The organism is Streptomyces sp. 3MP-14 (assembly GCF_006334905.2).
GTDB classification, from domain to species: domain Bacteria; phylum Actinomycetota; class Actinomycetes; order Streptomycetales; family Streptomycetaceae; genus Streptomyces; species Streptomyces triticirhizae.
Genome location: NZ_VDLZ02000015.1, coordinates 19,231 through 36,250, shown reverse-complemented (window position 1 = coordinate 36,250; position 17,020 = coordinate 19,231). Strand labels below are relative to the sequence as shown.

Annotated in this window: 15 protein-coding genes; 12 read left to right on the top strand and 3 right to left on the bottom strand. The window is 73.0% G+C overall.

All coding sequences use genetic code 11. From position 1 onward, the window contains the following. Positions 1–12 precede the first annotated feature (12 nt). Both FH609_RS23245 and FH609_RS23240 read left to right on the top strand, forming a co-directional pair. Complete coding sequence (locus FH609_RS23245; protein WP_193317895.1) at positions 13–927, top strand: zinc-binding dehydrogenase; 915 nt, start codon at positions 13–15, stop codon at positions 925–927. Between the two features lie 256 nt (positions 928–1,183). Next, on the top strand, positions 1,184–2,458 hold the full coding sequence (locus tag FH609_RS23240; protein WP_139667409.1) for a cellulose-binding protein: 1,275 nt from the start codon (positions 1,184–1,186) through the stop codon (positions 2,456–2,458). A gap of 86 nt (positions 2,459–2,544) precedes the next feature. Here FH609_RS23240 and FH609_RS23235 read toward each other — a convergent pair whose 3' ends face one another. Further along, positions 2,545–3,147 carry a TetR/AcrR family transcriptional regulator gene (locus tag FH609_RS23235; protein ID WP_139667408.1) on the bottom strand — a complete coding sequence of 201 codons (603 nt, stop codon included), beginning with the start codon at positions 3,145–3,147 and terminating at the stop codon, positions 2,545–2,547. A 306-nt stretch (positions 3,148–3,453) separates the two neighbouring features. Here FH609_RS23235 and FH609_RS23230 point away from each other — a divergent pair, with 306 nt between their 5' ends. Next, the gene (locus FH609_RS23230) at positions 3,454–4,725 is read left to right on the top strand and encodes an alpha/beta hydrolase (protein WP_193317870.1); all 1,272 of its coding nucleotides are present in this window, start codon (positions 3,454–3,456) and stop codon (positions 4,723–4,725) included. A gap of 176 nt (positions 4,726–4,901) precedes the next feature. Then, complete coding sequence (locus tag FH609_RS23225) at positions 4,902–5,945, top strand: LacI family DNA-binding transcriptional regulator (protein WP_139667406.1); 1,044 nt, start codon at positions 4,902–4,904, stop codon at positions 5,943–5,945. A 285-nt stretch (positions 5,946–6,230) separates the two neighbouring features. Here the strand turns inward: FH609_RS23225 and FH609_RS23220 are convergent, their stop codons facing one another. Both FH609_RS23220 and FH609_RS32475 read right to left on the bottom strand, forming a co-directional pair. Next, positions 6,231–6,770, bottom strand: a complete 540-nt coding sequence (locus FH609_RS23220; RefSeq protein ID WP_139667405.1) for an AAA family ATPase — start codon at positions 6,768–6,770, stop codon at positions 6,231–6,233. Positions 6,771–6,815: 45 nt separating this feature from the next. Beyond that, positions 6,816–7,097 (bottom strand): hypothetical protein, encoded by a 282-nt coding sequence (locus FH609_RS32475; protein WP_405378933.1) that lies wholly within the window; start codon positions 7,095–7,097, stop codon positions 6,816–6,818. 515 nt (positions 7,098–7,612) lie between these two features. Here FH609_RS32475 and FH609_RS23210 point away from each other — a divergent pair. The 8 genes from FH609_RS23210 (at position 7,613) to FH609_RS23175 (ending at position 16,853) form a co-directional block, all read left to right on the top strand. Further along, positions 7,613–8,743: a Gfo/Idh/MocA family protein gene (locus tag FH609_RS23210; protein ID WP_139667404.1), complete on the top strand. Its 1,131-nt coding sequence runs from the start codon at positions 7,613–7,615 to the stop codon at positions 8,741–8,743. Next, positions 8,740–9,678 (top strand): PmoA family protein, encoded by a 939-nt coding sequence (locus FH609_RS23205; protein WP_139667403.1) that lies wholly within the window; start codon positions 8,740–8,742, stop codon positions 9,676–9,678. Before FH609_RS23210 ends, FH609_RS23205 begins: the two co-directional genes overlap by 4 nt. After that, a complete protein-coding gene (locus FH609_RS23200) occupies positions 9,675–10,415 on the top strand; it encodes a cupin (protein ID WP_226961896.1) in 741 nt (246 codons plus the stop codon). Before FH609_RS23205 ends, FH609_RS23200 begins: the two co-directional genes overlap by 4 nt. A 412-nt stretch (positions 10,416–10,827) precedes the next feature. After that, on the top strand, positions 10,828–11,778 hold the full coding sequence (locus FH609_RS23195; protein WP_139667401.1) for a carbohydrate ABC transporter permease: 951 nt from the start codon (positions 10,828–10,830) through the stop codon (positions 11,776–11,778). Further along, positions 11,771–12,655, top strand: coding sequence for a carbohydrate ABC transporter permease (locus tag FH609_RS23190; protein WP_139667400.1), 885 nt, complete (start codon positions 11,771–11,773; stop codon positions 12,653–12,655). Before FH609_RS23195 ends, FH609_RS23190 begins: the two co-directional genes overlap by 8 nt. Before the next feature lie 58 nt (positions 12,656–12,713). Then, a complete protein-coding gene (locus FH609_RS23185) occupies positions 12,714–14,039 on the top strand; it encodes an ABC transporter substrate-binding protein (protein ID WP_139667399.1) in 1,326 nt (441 codons plus the stop codon). A gap of 238 nt (positions 14,040–14,277) precedes the next feature. Next, a complete protein-coding gene (locus FH609_RS23180; protein WP_139667398.1) occupies positions 14,278–15,054 on the top strand; it encodes an SAM-dependent methyltransferase in 777 nt (258 codons plus the stop codon). A gap of 353 nt (positions 15,055–15,407) precedes the next feature. Further along, positions 15,408–16,853 carry an endo-1,4-beta-xylanase gene (locus FH609_RS23175; RefSeq protein WP_139667397.1) on the top strand — a complete coding sequence of 482 codons (1,446 nt, stop codon included), beginning with the start codon at positions 15,408–15,410 and terminating at the stop codon, positions 16,851–16,853. Positions 16,854–17,020 lie beyond the last annotated feature (167 nt).

Here is a 17,020-nt window from a genome sequence, read left to right as displayed (position 1 = left end):
TTCCCCATGGAGATGCGCGCGATCGTCGTCGATCCGGCGGCCCCAGGTTCGCTGCGGCTGGGCACCGCGCCGGAGCCGGAGCCCGCCGCCGGTCAACTCCTGCTGGACGTACGGTACTTCTCGCTCAACCGGGGCGAGGTCACGGCGGCCGGTGGGCGGCCGGCCGGCGCCGTGCACGGCTATGACGCGGCGGGCGTCGTCGCGCGGGCGGCGGCGGACGGAACGGGGCCGGGCGTCGGGGCCAGGGTCGTCGCCTTCGGCCCCGGCGCGTGGGCGCGGCGGATGGTGGTGGCGACGACGGCGGTGGCGGAGGTTCCGGAGGGCGTGGGCCTGGCCGAGGCCGCCGCGCTGCCGATGGCGGGGCTCACGGCGCTGCGCACGGTCCGTTCCCGTTCGGTGCTGGGGCGGCGGGTGTTGGTCACGGGCGCGTCCGGGGGCGTGGGCCGGTATGCGGTGCGGTTGGCGGCGCTGGGCGGGGCCGAGGTGATCGCCTCGGTGGGTTCGCCGGCGCGGGGCGAAGGACTGGCGGCGTTGGGCGCCGACCGGGTCGTGGTCGGTCTCGACGGCGTCGAGGGCCCGCTGGACCTGGTCATCGACACGGTGGGCGGGCCCCAACTGGTGGCCGCCTGGGACCTGTTGGCGCCCGGCGGCGAGCTGCGCACGGTGGGTGCGGCGTCCGGGGAGCCGGCGGCGTTCGCGCCGGCCTCGCTCTTCTCCCTTGGGCCGCCGAAGGTGTTGAGCACCTTCGGCGATGTCACGGAGCCGGGTCCCGACCTGGCCACGCTGCTGCGGCTGGTCGCGGCGGGGCGGCTCTCGCCCGAGGTCGGCTGGCTCGGCTCGTGGGAGGCGGTGGCCGAGGCGGCGGAGGCGCTGCTGGCGCGCCGGATCGCGGGCAAGGCGGTGTTGGAGGTGGGCGGCGGCAACTGAACGGCGACGCGGGCAGCGGTAGTTGATGGATGGTCAACTGCACGCATGGTCAGTGGGGTTGTGCGGGGTGTTGTCGCGCGGTTACGGTGCTGGCGTACTGGGCCGCGGTTGGGGCCTGGGGGCTGCTTCGACGTACAGCGTGGTCCGGCGCGCTCTCAACATCGCGTGCGCGCCGGCGAGTTGGTGACCCTCCGCCCCGGGTGGCGGTGCGGTCGTCCGCGTCGACGGCGCGCCTTCCTCCGGGAGGTAGGCCCCCATGCGTTTCCACCGACATCGCCCCCGCCGCCGCTGGCTCGCCGCCGTGTTTGTCGCGGTCGCCGGCCTGACGGTCACCACCCTCGCCCCCTCGGCCGGCGCGGCCGACGACCTCGGCGCACCCCCCGCGACGTCGACCGTTCGGCTCGCCGACGAGGACGACGGCGCGGACTGCCCGGTCGATCCGGGGCAACAGCCGTCGCGGTCCCTGCTGCCCGACCCGTTCACCAGGCTGGACGGGACCAGGATCAGCAGCGTGGCCGACTGGCGCTGCCGCCGCGCCGAGATCAGGGAACTGGCGGAGCAGCACGTCTACGGCGACAAGCCGGCGCCGCCGCAGAGCGTCAGCGGCACCGTCTCCTCGACGTCGATCACGGTCAACGTCCAGGACCAGGGCCGGAGTTCGAGCTTCTCCGTCTCGGTCGACCTGCCCAGCGGCTCGGGACCGTTCCCGGCCGTGGTGGTCTACGGCGGCTTCGGCGCCGACACGGCCGCGATCAAGGCGGCGGGTGCCGCCGTCATCTCCTACGACCCGTATGCGGTGGGCGCCGAGGGCACGCCGCGCAACGCCAAGCGGGGCGCGTTCTACGACATCTACGGCGCGTCCAGCCCCACCGGGCTGCTCCAGGCGTGGGGTTGGGGCGTCAGCCGGATCATCGACGTGATCGAGCAGTCCGACGGCAGCGTGCTGCGGGCGGACGCGACGGGCGTCACGGGCTGTTCGCGGTTCGGGAAGGGCGCGTTCGTCGCGGGCGCGTTCGACCAGCGGATCGCGTTGACCATGCCGATCGAGTCGGGCACGGCCGGCGCGCCGATCTTCCGTGGCATCCCGGGCGAGAACGGCTCGCAGCCGTTGAGCAGCGCCTACGGTGAACAGCCGTGGCTCGGCGACGCGTTCGGCTCCTACACCGGGAACCCGAGCGCGCTGCCCGTCGACACCCACGAGATCGTCGGGCTGATCGCGCCGCGCGGGCTGTTCCTGATGGAGAACCCGCACGTGGACTGGCTGGGCGCGCGGTCGGGCAGCGTGGCGGCGCTCGGCGGGGCGGAGATCTACGAGGCGCTGGGCGCCGGCGAGAACATCAGCTACTGGTCCGACGTCCAGGACGGCACGCACTGCGCCTCGCGCGCGGAGTGGCGCGGACCGTTGACGCAGAGCATCCAGGCGTTCCTGCTGGGCTCGGGCAGCCCGCCGGACGTGTTCCGGGTCTCGGGTTCCAAGTCGGGGAACCTGGCGGAGTGGCGCGACTGGGACACCCCGGTGTTGACCAACTGAGCGCCGAACGTTCGCCGACTGAACGGCCGCGCTGAACGGCGGTCGGCGGCGGGGGTCGGGTGGGCTTCGCGGCCCGGGCCCCGCCGTCAGGGTGCGGTGAGCGCGGCGACGGCGGCCTCGACGGCGGCGCGCTGGGTGGTGAGCGGGGCGCCCGGGGGCTGGCGGGCGACGGACCACAGCAGTCCGTCGATGATCACCAGGAACAGCTCGGCGGTGGCGGCCGGGTCGCGGCCCTCGGGGAGGTGGCCGGCGGCGCGGGCGGCGGTCAGGGCGGCGCCGAGCCGGTCGCGGGCCTCGGCGTCCAACTCCTCGATGGCGCGGGCGAACTCGGGCCGCACGGCGGCCTCGGCGCAGAACGCGACCCAGATCCGGGCCTCCGCCAGGCCCTCCTCGTCGGTGGGCAGGAACGCGAGGAGCGCCTGCCGCAGGGCCTCGGCGAAGGTCGGCGCTGCCCGGTCGGCGCCGATCGCGTCGAGCCGGGCGCGGAAGCCGGCGACGGCGACGTCGAAGGCGAAGCGCAGCAGTTCGTCCTTGGAGGCGAAGTACCGCTGGACGGCGCCCAGCGACATGCCCGCCTCGTCGGCGACGGTGCGCATACTCACCGCGCTCAGCCCGTCGCGGGCGGCGATGCGCAGCAGGGCGCCGGCCACGGCCTGGCGGCGGGCGTCTCGGTCGACCGGTCTCGGCATGTTCCCCAGTCTCTCGCACTCCCGAGATGGAATACGATCGTATCGATACGATCGTATTCGCACGCCGGGGCGCGGGGCCCGCCCGCGCGCCGGCGCGCACGCCCGGAGGGAACCGTTCCGATGCGCCGCCCGCCCAACCGCCCGCCCACCCGTCTCCGCGACCGTCTCCGTGCCGGTCTCGGTGCCCGTCTCCGTTCCGGCTGGCGGGCCGTCCGTGCCCGTGGCCATTCCGAAGCCCGGTCGCCCGACCGTTCCGGTTCCGGTTCCGGTTCCGGGGCGTGGGCGAGCCGGGGCCGGGGCGTTCTGGTGTGGGGCGCGCTGGGGCTGGCCGCGTTCACCGCCGCGTTGGCCGTGCTGGCTGCGGCGCTGGTGCTGCTGCCGGCGCCGTCCTGGACGGCCTGGCAACTGGGCCTGCTGGTCCTGGAGTTCAGCCTGCTGCTGGCCGTGCCCTGCGCGCTGGGCGCGGCGCTGGCCTGGGGCGTCAGGCGGCGGGCGCGGCGGACCGCGCTCGCCCTGCTGGCGGTGAACGCCCTGGCGATACCGGCCGCCGCGCTGCCGCCGGCCGCCGGCTGGTGGGCCGCGCGCGAGGCCGGCGTTCCGGTCTCGCTCGGCGACTATCTGACGGGCGGGCTCGCGGTGAGCGCCGACCGGGAGCCGGAGACCGTGCGCTACGCGGCCCCCGAGGGCGAGGAACTGTACCTGGACGTCTGGCAGCCGGCCGACCACGACGAGCGGGCGGCCCCGTTGCCCGTGGTGCTCAACATCCACGGCGGGGCGGAGGACGAGCCGCAGAGCCTGCTGCCGCGCTGGGACGCCTGGCTGGCCGACCAGGGCTATCTGGTGCTGGACGTGGACTACCGGTTCTTCCCGCCGGGCCGGTGGTGGGTCCCGGCGGCGGACGTGCGGTGCGCGGTGGACTGGGCGCGGACCAACGCCGAACGGTGGGGCGGCGATCCGGAGCGGATCGCCCTCATGGGCCAGTCGGCCGGCGGCCTGATCGCGCTCCAGTCCGCCTATGTCGACGGGGAGTTGCCGGAGTCCGGCTGCCCCGGCGGCGCCACCGAGGGCGACGGGTCCGAGGACAGCGGGTCCGGGGGCGACGGGTCCGGGGGCGACGGGTCCGGGGGCGACGGGTCCGGGGGCGACGGGTCCGGGGGCGACGGCGCGCCGGCCGTGGACGCCGTGATCGCCTGGTACGCGGTCACCGACCTGACCTCGGACGCGCCCCCGTTCCCCTGGCGGCTGCGGCACTCGCCCATCGGGGACGAACTGGCCGCGTCCAACGAGGAGATGCTGGGCGGAACGGAGGACGAGGTGCCCCAGGCGTACCGCGACGCCTCGCCGTTGCGCCAGGTGCGGCCGGGGCTCCCGCCGACGCTGCTGATCCAGGGCGGCTGGGACATGCTCAACTCCCCCGCCGACAACCGCCGGTTCGCGGCGGAGCTGGACCGGGCTGGCGTGCCCCACCAGTTGGTGGAGACGCCGGCCGCCGAGCACATGTTCGACCTGAACTGGGGTGGTTTCGGCTCCCAGTTGGCGCGGGCGGAGATCATCCGCTTCCTCGCCGACCAGTTGTGACGACGGCGGCGGCCCGGGGACGGCTGGCCCGGGCCGTTCCTCGGGGCGTTGACCAGGCCGTTCGGTACCGGGATCGAGAAGGGGAAGGTTCGATGTCCGTCGGACCATGCACACTGGGTGGGCACATGTGACCGCCAGACGGTGAGCGACGCCGCGCGCACCGGGAGGGACCGCCGATGCCGGAGCAGCGGGCGACGCCGCCGCGCGACGCGAGTAGGCCGCCGACCATCTACGAGGTCGCGCGGCTGGCCGGGGTCTCCCACCAGACGGTCTCCCGGTTCCTCCGCAAGGACCCCACCATGCGGCCCGACACCGCGCGCCGGGTCTCGCGCGCCGTCCAGGAGTTGGGCTACCGGCCCAACCTCGCCGCCCGCTCGATGCGCACCCGCCGAACCAACCGCATCGCGGTGATCCTCCCCGACACCACCTCGTTCGTGCCGACCCGCCTGCTCAGCGGCGCGGCTGCCGCCGCGCACGAGGCCGGCTATCTGCTGGACGTGGTCGGCCTGGAGGGCGACGCGGCCGCCCGCGCGGAACGGATCGGCACCCTGCTGCAACCGGAGAACGTCGACGGCATCCTGTCGTTCACCCCGCTCGCCGGGAACCTGGAACGGTTGGCCTCCAACGCGCTGCGGGTGCCGATCGTGGTCGACGGCGAGTACGACGACAACATGCGCTCCCGTGGCCTGTTGGCCGACGCCACGGCGGCCGACGAGATCATCGGCCACCTCGCCGCGTTGGGCCACCGGACGTTCGCCCATGTCGCGGGCCCGACGAGTTGGGCCTCGGCGCGCAACCGCCGCACCGTCTACGAGGCGGCCGTCGCGCGGCGTGGGCTGGTGTCGCACGCGGTGGTGGACGGCGACTGGAGCGTGCGGTCGGGCTGGGACGCGGCCCGCGAGGTGATCGCCGACTCGGCGGTGACGGCCGTGTTCGCGGCCAACGACCGGGTGGCGTTCGGGGTGATCCGTGGCCTCCAGAGCGTGGGCGTGGACGTGCCGGGCCGGGTGAGCGTCTTCGGCTGGGACGACGACGAGTTGGGCGCGTACTTCGAGCCGACGCTCTCCACCGTGCGCGTCAACCGGGAGAGCCAGGGCCGGGTGGCGTTCCTGCGGCTGCTCGCGCTGCTGCGCGGGGAGGAGCCGGCGGCCCCGCTGGACACCTCGGGCCTCAACCGCCTGATCCTCCGCGACTCCACGGGCCCCGCGCCGGGCGCGTGACGCGCGCCGGCGCGGGCGTTGCCGGGGCGCGCCGGCGCGGGCGTTGCCCGTATCCGCCGGCGTGCGCTGGGGCTTGCGCGCCGGCGTGCGCGCCAGGGGGCCAGGCTCCGGCCGGGCCAACGCCCGCGCCGCGCGCGGCACTCGCGCGGCGCGGCGCGGCGCCGAGCCCCGCCCCCGGGGCGAGCGGCCGCACCTGCCGGACCGCGACCCCCCGCCGCGACGCGATGTCCCGCGCCCGCCAACCAGCCGTTCCCCGCGCATGGCCGGGGGTTCCCGGGCGGCGGCTCACCGCGCCGAGGTGCGGTTCGCCGCGCTCGTCCGCGCCTCGGGATCGCCGACCCAGCGGGCCAGGTCGGCGGCGACATCGGCCGGGCCCCGGCCGCTCGTGGTGAACTCCCGGTCGATCACCCGCCGAAGCCGGTGTGCGTCCCCGATCGCCTCCGCGATCCGGTCACCGTCCCAGCCACGGGCGGCCAGGCGTTCCCGCCGGTCCGCGTCGTCGCAGTCGAGCCGGGCCCAAACGGTCTCCGGCAACCCGGCGACGCCCGCCGCCGCCGTGGCCCACTCGTCCGGAGTCAGCGGGCACAGCACGAGCACGGGCCCGCCGGCGCGCGGCAACATGGCGATGATCCGCACCCACAGCCGGTTGTAGGCGGGCCAGAGGGGTTCCGCCGACGGGGACGCGATGTCCAGGCCGAGCAGGCTGCCGTCGGGCTCCAACAACTCGTCGAAGTCGACGGCGGCGAACCGGTCGTTCGGCAGTTGGCCGAGGAGCGTGGACTTACCGGAGCCCGGGGCGCCGGACACGAGATGGAGCACCGGCACGCCAAGCCCTCCTGGCCGCTCCGACACCGACAACGGCCGGTCATCCTAGCCCTCGCACGCGCCGTCCCCGCAACCGACTTGCCCCCGGCACCAACCAGGCGCCGGCGAACCCACCGAGGCGATCACCTCGGCCCCGCCCAGCGCCGCCAACCGCACCGCATACCGGCCCACGCCCCCGGACGCGCCCGTGACCAACACCCGCCGTCCGAGCACCGAACGGGAACGGACCGTACGCAGCGCCGTGAGCCCCGCCATCGCCAGCGCGGCGGCCTCGGTCAGGCCCACGCCCTCCGGAACCTCCGCCACCGCCACCGTCGCCACCACCATCCGCCGCGCCCACGCCCCTGCCCCCGACCCCGTGCCCTGCGCCTCCCCCCGCTCCCAAACCGACTCCCCCCGCAACCACCGCCATCCGCCGCGCCCATGCACCCACGTGCCCGGGCCAACCGCGACGACCCTGCCCCCGACACCCGACCCCGTACCCTCCGCCGCCCCCGTTCCCAAACCGCCGCCCAAATCCCGCCGCCCAGCCCCGTCGCACCCCCACCCTCGTTCCCGAGCCGCACCCACCCCGGCCCACCCCGACGAGGCCGAGGGCCAGTCCACAACGCCCCCGCCAGCGCCGGCGCGGTGGGGAAAACGCACCCCAGCAGATCAGCCCCACCCCAGCCGCCTCCACCTCCCGAAACTCACCGCAATCCCACGAACCCGCACACGCCTCGACGACCCGCACCCCCACCCACCCCGCGTCCCCGAAAGCCCCGCAGGGTCTTGTGTGATCGATAACTCATCCCTAGAGTCCCCCATGTTGCAAGCGCTTACTAAACGAGGAGCCCCCTCTTATGCCCTCCCCTCCCTCCCGTCTGCGCGTCGCGGTCGTCGGCACGGGTGGCATCGTCACGGGCAGCCATCTGCCCGCGCTCCGCGCCCACGCCGACCGGGTCGAACTCGTGGCCGCCGTCGACGTCGCCCCCGAGCGGCTGCGCGCCTTCCGCGAGGCGGCCGGCCCGCTGTGGCAGGAGGCCACCGAGGCCAGGGAGTTCACCGACCTGGCCGCCATGCTCGCCGAGGCCCGCCCCGATCTGGTGCTGATCGGGACCCCGCCCTCGCTGCACACGGAACAGACCGTCGCCGCCCTGAAGGCCGGCGCCTGGGTGCTCTGCGAGAAGCCGCTGACGCTCTCCCTCGCGGAGTACGACGAGATCGCCGCCGCCGAGGAGGAGTCCGGCGCGTTCGCCTCCGTCGTCTTCCAGCACCGCTACGGCTCGGGCGCCGTCCACGCCCGGGAGTTGATCGCCGGCGGCGAGCTGGGCGCGCCGCTGGTCGCGCACTGCCAGACCACCTGGCACCGGGACGCGGCCTACTACTCCGTTCCCTGGCGCGGCCGTTGGGCGACCGAGGGCGGCGGGCCGACGATGGGGCACGGCATCCACCAGTACGATCTGCTGCTTCATCTCCTCGGCGAGTGGACCGAGATCCGCGCGATGGCGGCGCGCCTGGTGCACGACGTGGAGAGCGAGGACGTCTCCACCGCCCTGGTGCGGTTCGCCAACGGGGCGCTGGCCACCGTCGTCAACAGCGTGCTCTCCCCCGACGAGGTCAGCCGGGTGCGGATCGACTGCGCCGAGGCGACCGTCGAGCTGACGCACCTGTACGGGCACAGCAACGCCGACTGGTCCTACACCCCGCGCCCCGGGCTCGACGATGAGCAGCGGGTGGCGCGTTGGAACACCCCGGCCAGCGATCTGCCCAGCTCGCACGCCGCCCAGCTCGGCGCGCTGCTGGACGCGCACGCCGCCGGCGTGCGCCCCCCGGGCAGCGGCCCGGACGCCCGGCGGACCGTCGAGTTCGCCGCCGCCCTCTACAAGGCGGCGTTCACCGGCCGCCCGGTGTTCGCCGGCGAGATCACCGAGGGCGACCCGTACTACACCGCCATGCACGGCGACCACCCCGACTGGAGGCCCACGCGATGACGATCCAGGTCACCCACACCCACGGCGAGCGGATCGCCGTCGCCTCCGGCGGCGTCGAGCTGCTGTCCTACGTCTACCGGCCCGACCCCGACCCGTTCGAGTCGCGCAAGCCGTACATCCACCCGCTGCGCACCCTCGCCGGCAACCTGGTCAGCGGCTACCGGCCCAACGACCACCGCTGGCACAAGGGTCTCCAGATGACCGCCAGCCACCTGTCGCAGCAGAACTTCTGGGGCGGCAACTCCTATCTCGGCCCCGAGGTGGGCTACCAGCGGGTGGACGAGCGGGTCGGCTCGATGCGGCACGACGGCTTCGCCTCGGTGGAGTCGACGGACGAACGCCTCGACATCGCCGAGGAGTTGACCTGGGTCGAGAACGGCGGCGCGGAGTGGGCCAGGGAGCGGCGCGGGGTCAGCGTGCACTCCGTGGACGCCGACTCGGGCTCCGACTCCGGCTCCTACGCCATCGACTGGTCGATCGACCTGACCAACATCCGCGAGGAGCCCCTGGCGTTCGGCTCGCCGACCACGGCCGGCCGGGAGATGGCCGGCTACACCGGCCTCCAGTGGCGCGGGCCGAGGGACTTCACCGGCGGCGCGGTGCTCGGGCCGGAGGAGGGGCAGGAGGGCCAGGAGCTGATGGGCACCCAGGGCCCGTGGCTGGCGTTCTCGGCCCCGCACGACGACGTGGACGCGCACTCGACGCTGGTGTTCGCGCACGCGCCGGAGAACCTGGACGCGGGGCGGGCGATCCACCCCTCGCACTGGTTCGTGCGCTCGACGCCGATCCCGACGGTGGCGTTCTCCTGGGCGTTCTTCGAGGAGTTCGAGCTGGCGCCTGGCGCCTCGTTCGCGTTCCGCTACCGGGTGCTGGTCGCCGACGGCGCCTGGGACCGGGCGCGGATCGCGGGCCGGTTGAAGGAACTCCCGTGGTGAGCCTGGCGCGCCCGCTGCCCGGCGCGGTCGGGCTCTCGCACCTGCGGGCCTACGAGTGGGAGGCGGCGGACGGCGTCTGCGGCGGCAGCCCGCACCTGCATCTGGTGTGCACGGAGGCGTATGTGGTCACCGGCGGGCGCGGCGCGGTGCAGACGCTGTCGCCGCAGGGGTACCGGGAGATCCCGTTGGAGGCGGGCGCGGTCGCCTGGTTCACGCCGGGGACGGTGCACCGGATGGTGCAGGGCGGCGACCTGCGGGTCACCGTGCTGATGCAGAACAGCGGGCTGCCGGAGGCCGGGGACGCGGTCTTCACGTTCCCGCCCGAGGTGTTGGCCGACCCGGAGCGGTACGCGGAGGCGGCCCGGCTGCCGGCGCGGTCCGGGCCGGAGGCGGAGGCCGCCGCGCGGCGGCGCAGGGACCTGGCCGTGGCGGGCTTCCTGCCGCTGCGGGCGGCCCTTGAGGCCGGGGACCCGGAGCCGTACCGGGCGTTCCAACGGGCGGCGGCGGCGCTGGTGCGGCACCGGGTGCCGACCTGGCGTGAGCTGTGGCGGGCCGGGGCGCTGGCGGCGGCCGAGCGGACCGGGGCGCAGTTGGACGCGCTGGAGGCCGGGGCGCCGGAGTATCTGGCGGAGTCCGACGCCTTCGACACCGTGCCCTCGCGGCACGGGGGTTGGGGCATGTGCGGCCGGCGCGACGAGTACGAGGTGCCGGGCGCGACGCTGCACCAGGACGGCTGAGCCTCGGCCGTTCCCCGGGCCGGCGGCAGGTGGCCGACGCCGCCGGCCCGGGGACGGACCCGGGCCCTGGGGCCGGATCTTTGACAACCGGCCACTATTTCCCAACATTTCTCTCAATTCCGAGCATTGACCTTTAAGTGATCGATCACTAGCGTGACCGCCCACCGTCGGGTGATCGTTCACTCCGCTTGCCGGAGCCGGGCGGGGAAGCCGCGTCACCGCACCGCCCGCATCACGCACGTCTCGACGGACGACGCACTCAAGGAGGAGCGCCCGTGCATCCGATACAGGTGAGATCGCCGGAGGCAGCCGCCCCGGCGGCCAGGGGGCCGGCCACGCCGGCGCACACGCCCGGGGCGCGAGCGCCCCGCGCGCAGCGACCGGCCACGGGTCCTGGCACCGGGACGGCGCGATGAGCGCGATCGGCGAACTGCGGTCGATGAGCCGCTCGCGGCGCGGCAAGGGTGGCGGCGGCAAGGGTCCGGAGGACAGCACGCCGGACAACAAGGCCGCCGCGTTCTTCCTGGCCCCGTGGCTGATCGGCCTGGTCGGCATCACCATCGGCCCGATGGTGGCCTCGCTCTACCTGGCGTTCACGGACTACAACCTGCTCCAGGACCCGGAGTTCACCGGCCTGGACAACGTCCGCCGGATGCTGGACGACGAGCGGCTGTTCAACTCGCTCCAGGTGACCTTCACCTATGTGCTGGTCTCGGTGCCGCTCCAGCTGGCCGTGGCGCTGGCCCTGGCGATGCTGCTGGACCGGGGCGTGCGCGGGCTCTCGTTCTACCGGTCGGTGCTGTACCTGCCCTCGCTGCTGGGCGCGAGCGTGGCGATCGCCGTGCTGTGGCGGCTGGTCTTCGGCACCGAGGGGCTGGTCAACTCGCTCCTCGACATCTTCGGGATCGAGGGCACCGGCTGGGTCTCCGATCCGGACACCGCGCTGGGCACGCTGATCATCCTGCACGTGTGGACGTTCGGCGCCCCGATGGTGATCTTCCTGGCCGGGCTGCGGCAGATACCGCGCGAGCTGTACGAGGCGGCGGCGACGGACGGGGCCAGCAAGCGGCGGCAGTTCGTGTCGATCACGCTGCCGCTGCTGAGCCCGATCATCTTCTTCAACCTGGTGCTCGGGCTGATCGGCAGCTTCCAGTCGTTCACCCAGAGCTTCATCGTCTCGAACGGCACCGGCGGGCCCAACGACTCGACGCTGTTCTTCTCGCTCTACCTGTACCAGGAGGGCTTCACCAGCTTCCGGATGGGCTACGCCTCGGCGCTGGCCTGGCTGTTGCTGATCATCATCGGCGCGTTCACCGCCCTCAACTTCTGGGCCTCCAAGTATTGGGTCTTCTACCATGACTGACGTCCTCACCCAGCCCACCCCGGTGGGCGCGCGGCGCTCGCGCACCGGTCGGCGGCGGACGATCAGCGTGCTCAAGCACGCGGGCCTGATCGCCGTGGCGCTGCTGATGCTCTACCCGTTGCTGTGGATGGTGGCCAGCTCGCTGCGGCCCAACTCGGACATCTTCACCAGCCCGGGCCTCCTCGTCGACACCTTCGACTTTGACCACTATCCCAATGGCTGGGACGCCCTGGCCTATCCGTTCAGCACGTATCTGCTCAACTCGGCGCTGGTTGTGCTCGGTTCGGTGATCGGGAACCTGATCTCCTGCTCGATGGCGGCCTATGCCTTCGCCCGGCTGAGGTTCCGGGGCAACCGGCTGGCGTTCGTCGCCATGCTGCTCACCATCATGCTGCCGATCCACGTGTTGATCATTCCGCAGTACGTCTTCTACGCCCAGCTCGGCTGGATCAACACCTATCTGCCGCTGATCGTGCCGAAGTTCCTGGCCACGGACGCGTTCTTCATCTTTCTCATGGTGCAGTTCATCCGGGGCATCCCCCGCGAGCTGGACGAGGCGGCGCGGATCGACGGGGCCGGGCACGCGCGGATCTACGGGCAGATCATGCTGCCGCTGATGATCCCGGCGCTGGCGACCACCGCGATCTTCACGTTCATCTGGACCTGGAACGACTTCTTCACCCAGCTGATCTTTGTGACCAAACCCGATCTCCAGACGGTTCCGGTGGCGTTGCGTTCGTTTATCGACGCGCAGAGTCAGTCGGACTTCGGCGCGCTCTTCGCGATGAGCGTGGTCTCGCTGATCCCGGTGTTCCTGGTGTTCCTCTTCGGTCAACGGTTCCTGCTCCGGGGCATCGCCACGACGGGCGGTAAGTAGCCGTGGCGGGCGCGGAGACGGTCAACGGGCGACGAGCACAGCGAAGCGGAGGAAGAGCATGACCCGACACCACCGAGGGCGCCGCGTGCGGGCCGGCCTCGCCGCCGCCACCGCCGGGGTGATCCTCACGTCCTGCGGCATTGGGGAGGGCTTCGAGGGCGAGCCGGAGCTGTCCGAGGGGGATGTGACGATCAGCTTCAACTGGTGGGGCGCGGACGCCCGCACCCAGATGACGCTGGAGGCGATCGAACTCTTCGAGGAGGAGTACCCCAACATCAACGTCGAGCCGCAGTACGCCGACTGGACCGGCTACTGGGACCGGCTGGCCACCATGACGGCGGCCGGCGAGATGCCGGACGTCTCGCAGTTCGACCAGCTCTACCTCGCGGCCTACGCGGAGCGGGGCGCGCTGCTGGACCTGGGGCGGGTGTCGGAGTTCCTGGACACCTCGACGCTGGGCGACGAGCTGTTGGACTCGGGCCGGGTGCGCGGCGACCTTTACGCGGTGCCGACCGGCGGCACGGCCAACGGGATCATCATCAACACCTCGCTCTTCGCCGAGTACGGGGTGGAGCTGCCCGACGTGGAGACCTGGACCTGGGACGATCTCACCCGGGCCGCCGTCGAGTTGACCGAGGCTTCGGACGGCGAGGTGCACGGGATCAGCCCGTTCGGCAGCGACTCGTTCAGCCTCACGGTCTGGGCGCGGCAGCACGGCGGGCAGCTCTTCAACGACGAGGGCGAGCTGGTCCTCGACCCGGAGATCCTGGCCTCGTACTGGGAGCAGGAGCTGGCGTTCATCGACAGCGGCGCCTCGCCTTCGGTGGCGCAGCTGAGCGAGACCCAGGGCCTGCCGCTGGACCAGGGCGACCTGGTGACGGGCAAGACGGCGATGGGGTTCATCCCGGCCGGGCAGTTCAACGCCTTCCAGGCGGCGGCGCCGGACTTCGACCTGCGGCTGGCGGACTGGCCGACGAACCCGGAGACCGAGGAGGGGTACCAGTACCTCAAGCCGTCGATGTACTGGGCGACCTCGTCGACCACCCAACACCCGGCGGAGAGCGCGCTGTTGATCGACTTCCTGGTCAACGACCCCCGGGTGGGCGAGATCTTCGGCCTGGACCGGGGCGAGCCGGGCAACCCGGAGTTCCGCGAGGTGATCGAGCCGACACTCGACGAGAGCAGCCGCCGGGCGCTGGCGTTCACCAACCAGATCACCCAGGAGGTGGGCCCGACCCCGCCCATCACGCCGGCGGGCGCCAGCGACATCGAGGTGCTGCTGGGGCGGTACAACCAGCGGGTGCAGTTCGGGGACGCCTCGCCGCGCGAGGCGGCGGAGGATCTGATCAACGAGCTGAACGACTCGATCCGCGCGGCGAGTTGAGGCGAGCCGCGCCGGCGGCGCGGCGGCGGGCCGGGGCCGGGCCGGCCTGGGGCCGGCCGCTCCCCCGTCGAACCGGGTCCCCGCCCCCTGCCGGGCGGGGACCCGGTTCTCTTAATGGCCTCCCGCCGACGCCCGGAAAATTCCGGCGCCCTCGGGACCGCTCCGGAGGCCGGCCGGGTTGCGGAGGCTACGCTTCCGCTGACCGGCGTACGCGACCTGGCCAAGGGAGGCCCCCCGCATGGACATTGACAGCTCAAAGGCTCATTCGGCCCGGGTGTGGAACTTCTGGCTGGGCGGCAAGGACTGGTACGCGTCGGACCGGGACGCCGGGGAGCAGATCACCCGGGTGTACCCGGGCATCGTGCGCACCGCGCGCTACCAGCGGATGTTCCTGGCCAGGGCGGTCCGCTTCCTGGCGGGCGAGGCGGGGATACGGCAGTTCCTCGACCTGGGCACGGGCCTGCCGACCGTGGACAACACCCACGAGGTGGCCCAACGCGTCGCGCCCGACTCGAAGATCGTCTATGTGGACAACGACCCGCTGGTGCTGGCCCACGCCCGCGCGCTGCTGACCAGCACCCCCGAGGGCCGCACGGCCTATATCGACGCGGATGTGCGCACGCCCGAGCGCGTCCTGGAGCAGGCCGCCGAGGTGCTGGACTTCTCGCGGCCGATCGCCGTGACGATGCTCGGCATCCTGGGCCACATCCCGGACGAGGACCGGCCCGGCGACCTCGTGCGGCAACTGGTGGCCCCCCTCACCCCTGGCAGCTATCTGGCGATCAGCGACGGCACCAACACCAACGACACTCTCAACGCGGCCACCGACAACTACAACGCCCGCCTGGCCGGGGACTACACGCTGCGCAGCCCGGACGAGGTGCGGGAGTTCTTCGACGGGTTCGAGCTGCTGGAGCCGGGCGTGGTCACCATCGAGAGCTGGCGGCCCGAGCTGCCTCCGTTGAAGGAGGAGCCGCCGGTGGACGCCTACTGCGGTCTCGGCATCAAGCGCTGACCCTCCGAAAGGTTTTCTGGGTTCTCCGATAATTCTCGGAACATCCGGCGCCGAGAAGCCTCGTGTGGCGCCGCCGGCGACGGGAGAGGCGGGAGGGAACGGCGCACGAGTGGGCAGCTCGTGGGCGAGGCCAACTCCCGTGCTGGCAGCAAACGTTGACCGGAAGTTTCCCGGAAGGATTCATTGACGGCCCCTCGGGTGGGGCGCATACTCCGATCGATCGTTGCCGATCGCCACGGCGCCGTCGCTCTCCGGTGGGTCGAGGGCGGCGGCGCCTCCGGGCCGCACGGCAGGTCACCCCTTGTCCGGACGGCGCGTTGGCCCGTCCGGATTCCTGGAAGAAGGGAACCGCCATGATCGACGCACCCCGTGGGCGCACCCGCCCGCGCTGGAGATCCCCCCTCAGACGGGCCCTGGCCGGCACCGCCGTCGGCCTGCTGGCCGCGACCGGCCTGGTCGCGACCGCCGGCACCACGCAGGCCGCCGCCGACACCGCTCAGACCGCCGACACGGTGCTGGCCGCCGACACCGCGCTGGCCGCCAGCACGCTCGGCGACGCGGCGGCCGAGCGCGGCCGTTACTTCGGCACCGCCGTCGCCGCCAACCACCTCGGCGAGGCCGACTATGTCGGCACGCTCAACCGCGAGTTCAACAGCGCCACCCCCGAGAACGAGATGAAGTGGGACGCGCTGGAGCCGCAGCGCGGGCAGTTCACCTTCGGCAACGCCGACCGGATCGTCGACCACGCCCAGGCCCAGGGCATGGACGTCCGGGGCCACACCCTGGTCTGGCACTCCCAACTCCCCGGCTGGGTGGGCTCCCTGGGCACCAACGACCTGCGCGCCGCGATGAACAACCACATCACCACGGTGATGGGCCACTGGCGCGGCGAGATCCACTCCTGGGACGTGGTCAACGAGGCGTTCCAGGACGGCAACAGCGGCGCCCGCCGCTCCTCTCCCTTCCAGGACCGGCTCGGCAACGGCTACATCGAGGAGGCGTTCCGCACCGCGCGGGCCGCCGACCCCAACGCCAAGCTCTGCTACAACGACTACAACACCGACGGGATCAACGCGAAGAGCAACGCGGTCTACAACATGGTCGCCGACTTCAAGCAGCGCGGCGTGCCGATCGACTGCGTCGGTTTCCAGTCCCACTTCAACGCGCAGTCGCCGGTGCCGGCCGACTTCCAGCAGAACCTCCAGCGGTTCGCGGCGCTGGGCGTTGACGTGCAGATCACCGAGTTGGACATCGAGGGCTCCGGCACCGCCCAGGCCAACAACTACCGCACCGTCGTCAACGCCTGCCTGGCGGTGTCCCGTTGCACGGGCATCACGGTGTGGGGCGTGACCGACAAGTACTCATGGCGCAGCGGCGGCACCCCGCTGCTGTTCGACGGCAACTACAACAAGAAGCCCGCCTACGACGCGGTGCTGGCCGCGCTCGGCGGCACCCCGGGCGGCGGCGACCCGGACCCCGACCCGGGCGACGGGAGTTGCACGGTCAGCTACGAGGAGACCGACCGCTGGGGCGACCGGTTCAACGGGCGGGTCACCGTGCGGGCCGGCGACCGGGCGATCACCGGCTGGACGGTCACGGTAACGGTCACCTCGCCACAACGGGTCTCCACGACCTGGAACGGCACGCCCAGTTGGGACGGCAGCGGCAACGTCATGACGATGCGGCCCAACGGGAACGGCAACCTGGCGGCGGGACAGTCCACCAGCTTCGGCTTCACGGTGATGGCCAACGGCACCTGGACGCAGCCGCGCCTCGGCGGCTGCGTGGCCAGCACCTAGGCCGGAGCGCCCGGCAGCCCGTAACGGGCCGGTGTCCGATCCGGCGGGATCGGGCACCGGCCCGTCCTGGGTCGGACGGTTGCCGCCCCGGCGGCGCGGACCGTGGGGAAACGGGCAAGCGGGACAACGGGACAACGGGGAAACGGGGCTCCGGTGCCTCCCGCTTG

Bases quoted from the DNA above. Each gene is read 5' to 3' on its own strand.
- FH609_RS23245 (WP_193317895.1), top strand. From the start codon at position 13: ATGCGCGCGATCGTCGTCGATCCGGCGGCCCCAGGTTCGCTGCGGCTG.
- FH609_RS23240 (WP_139667409.1), top strand. From the start codon at position 1,184: ATGCGTTTCCACCGACATCGCCCCCGCCGCCGCTGGCTCGCCGCCGTG.
- FH609_RS23235 (WP_139667408.1), bottom strand. From the start codon at position 3,147: ATGCCGAGACCGGTCGACCGAGACGCCCGCCGCCAGGCCGTGGCCGGC.
- FH609_RS23225 (WP_139667406.1), top strand. From the start codon at position 4,902: ATGCCGGAGCAGCGGGCGACGCCGCCGCGCGACGCGAGTAGGCCGCCG.
- FH609_RS32475 (WP_405378933.1), bottom strand. From the start codon at position 7,097: ATGGTGGTGGCGACGGTGGCGGTGGCGGAGGTTCCGGAGGGCGTGGGC.
- FH609_RS23210 (WP_139667404.1), top strand. From the start codon at position 7,613: ATGCCCTCCCCTCCCTCCCGTCTGCGCGTCGCGGTCGTCGGCACGGGT.
- FH609_RS23205 (WP_139667403.1), top strand. From the start codon at position 8,740: ATGACGATCCAGGTCACCCACACCCACGGCGAGCGGATCGCCGTCGCC.
- FH609_RS23195 (WP_139667401.1), top strand. From the start codon at position 10,828: ATGAGCGCGATCGGCGAACTGCGGTCGATGAGCCGCTCGCGGCGCGGC.
- FH609_RS23190 (WP_139667400.1), top strand. From the start codon at position 11,771: ATGACTGACGTCCTCACCCAGCCCACCCCGGTGGGCGCGCGGCGCTCG.
- FH609_RS23185 (WP_139667399.1), top strand. From the start codon at position 12,714: ATGACCCGACACCACCGAGGGCGCCGCGTGCGGGCCGGCCTCGCCGCC.
- FH609_RS23180 (WP_139667398.1), top strand. From the start codon at position 14,278: ATGGACATTGACAGCTCAAAGGCTCATTCGGCCCGGGTGTGGAACTTC.
- FH609_RS23175 (WP_139667397.1), top strand. From the start codon at position 15,408: ATGATCGACGCACCCCGTGGGCGCACCCGCCCGCGCTGGAGATCCCCC.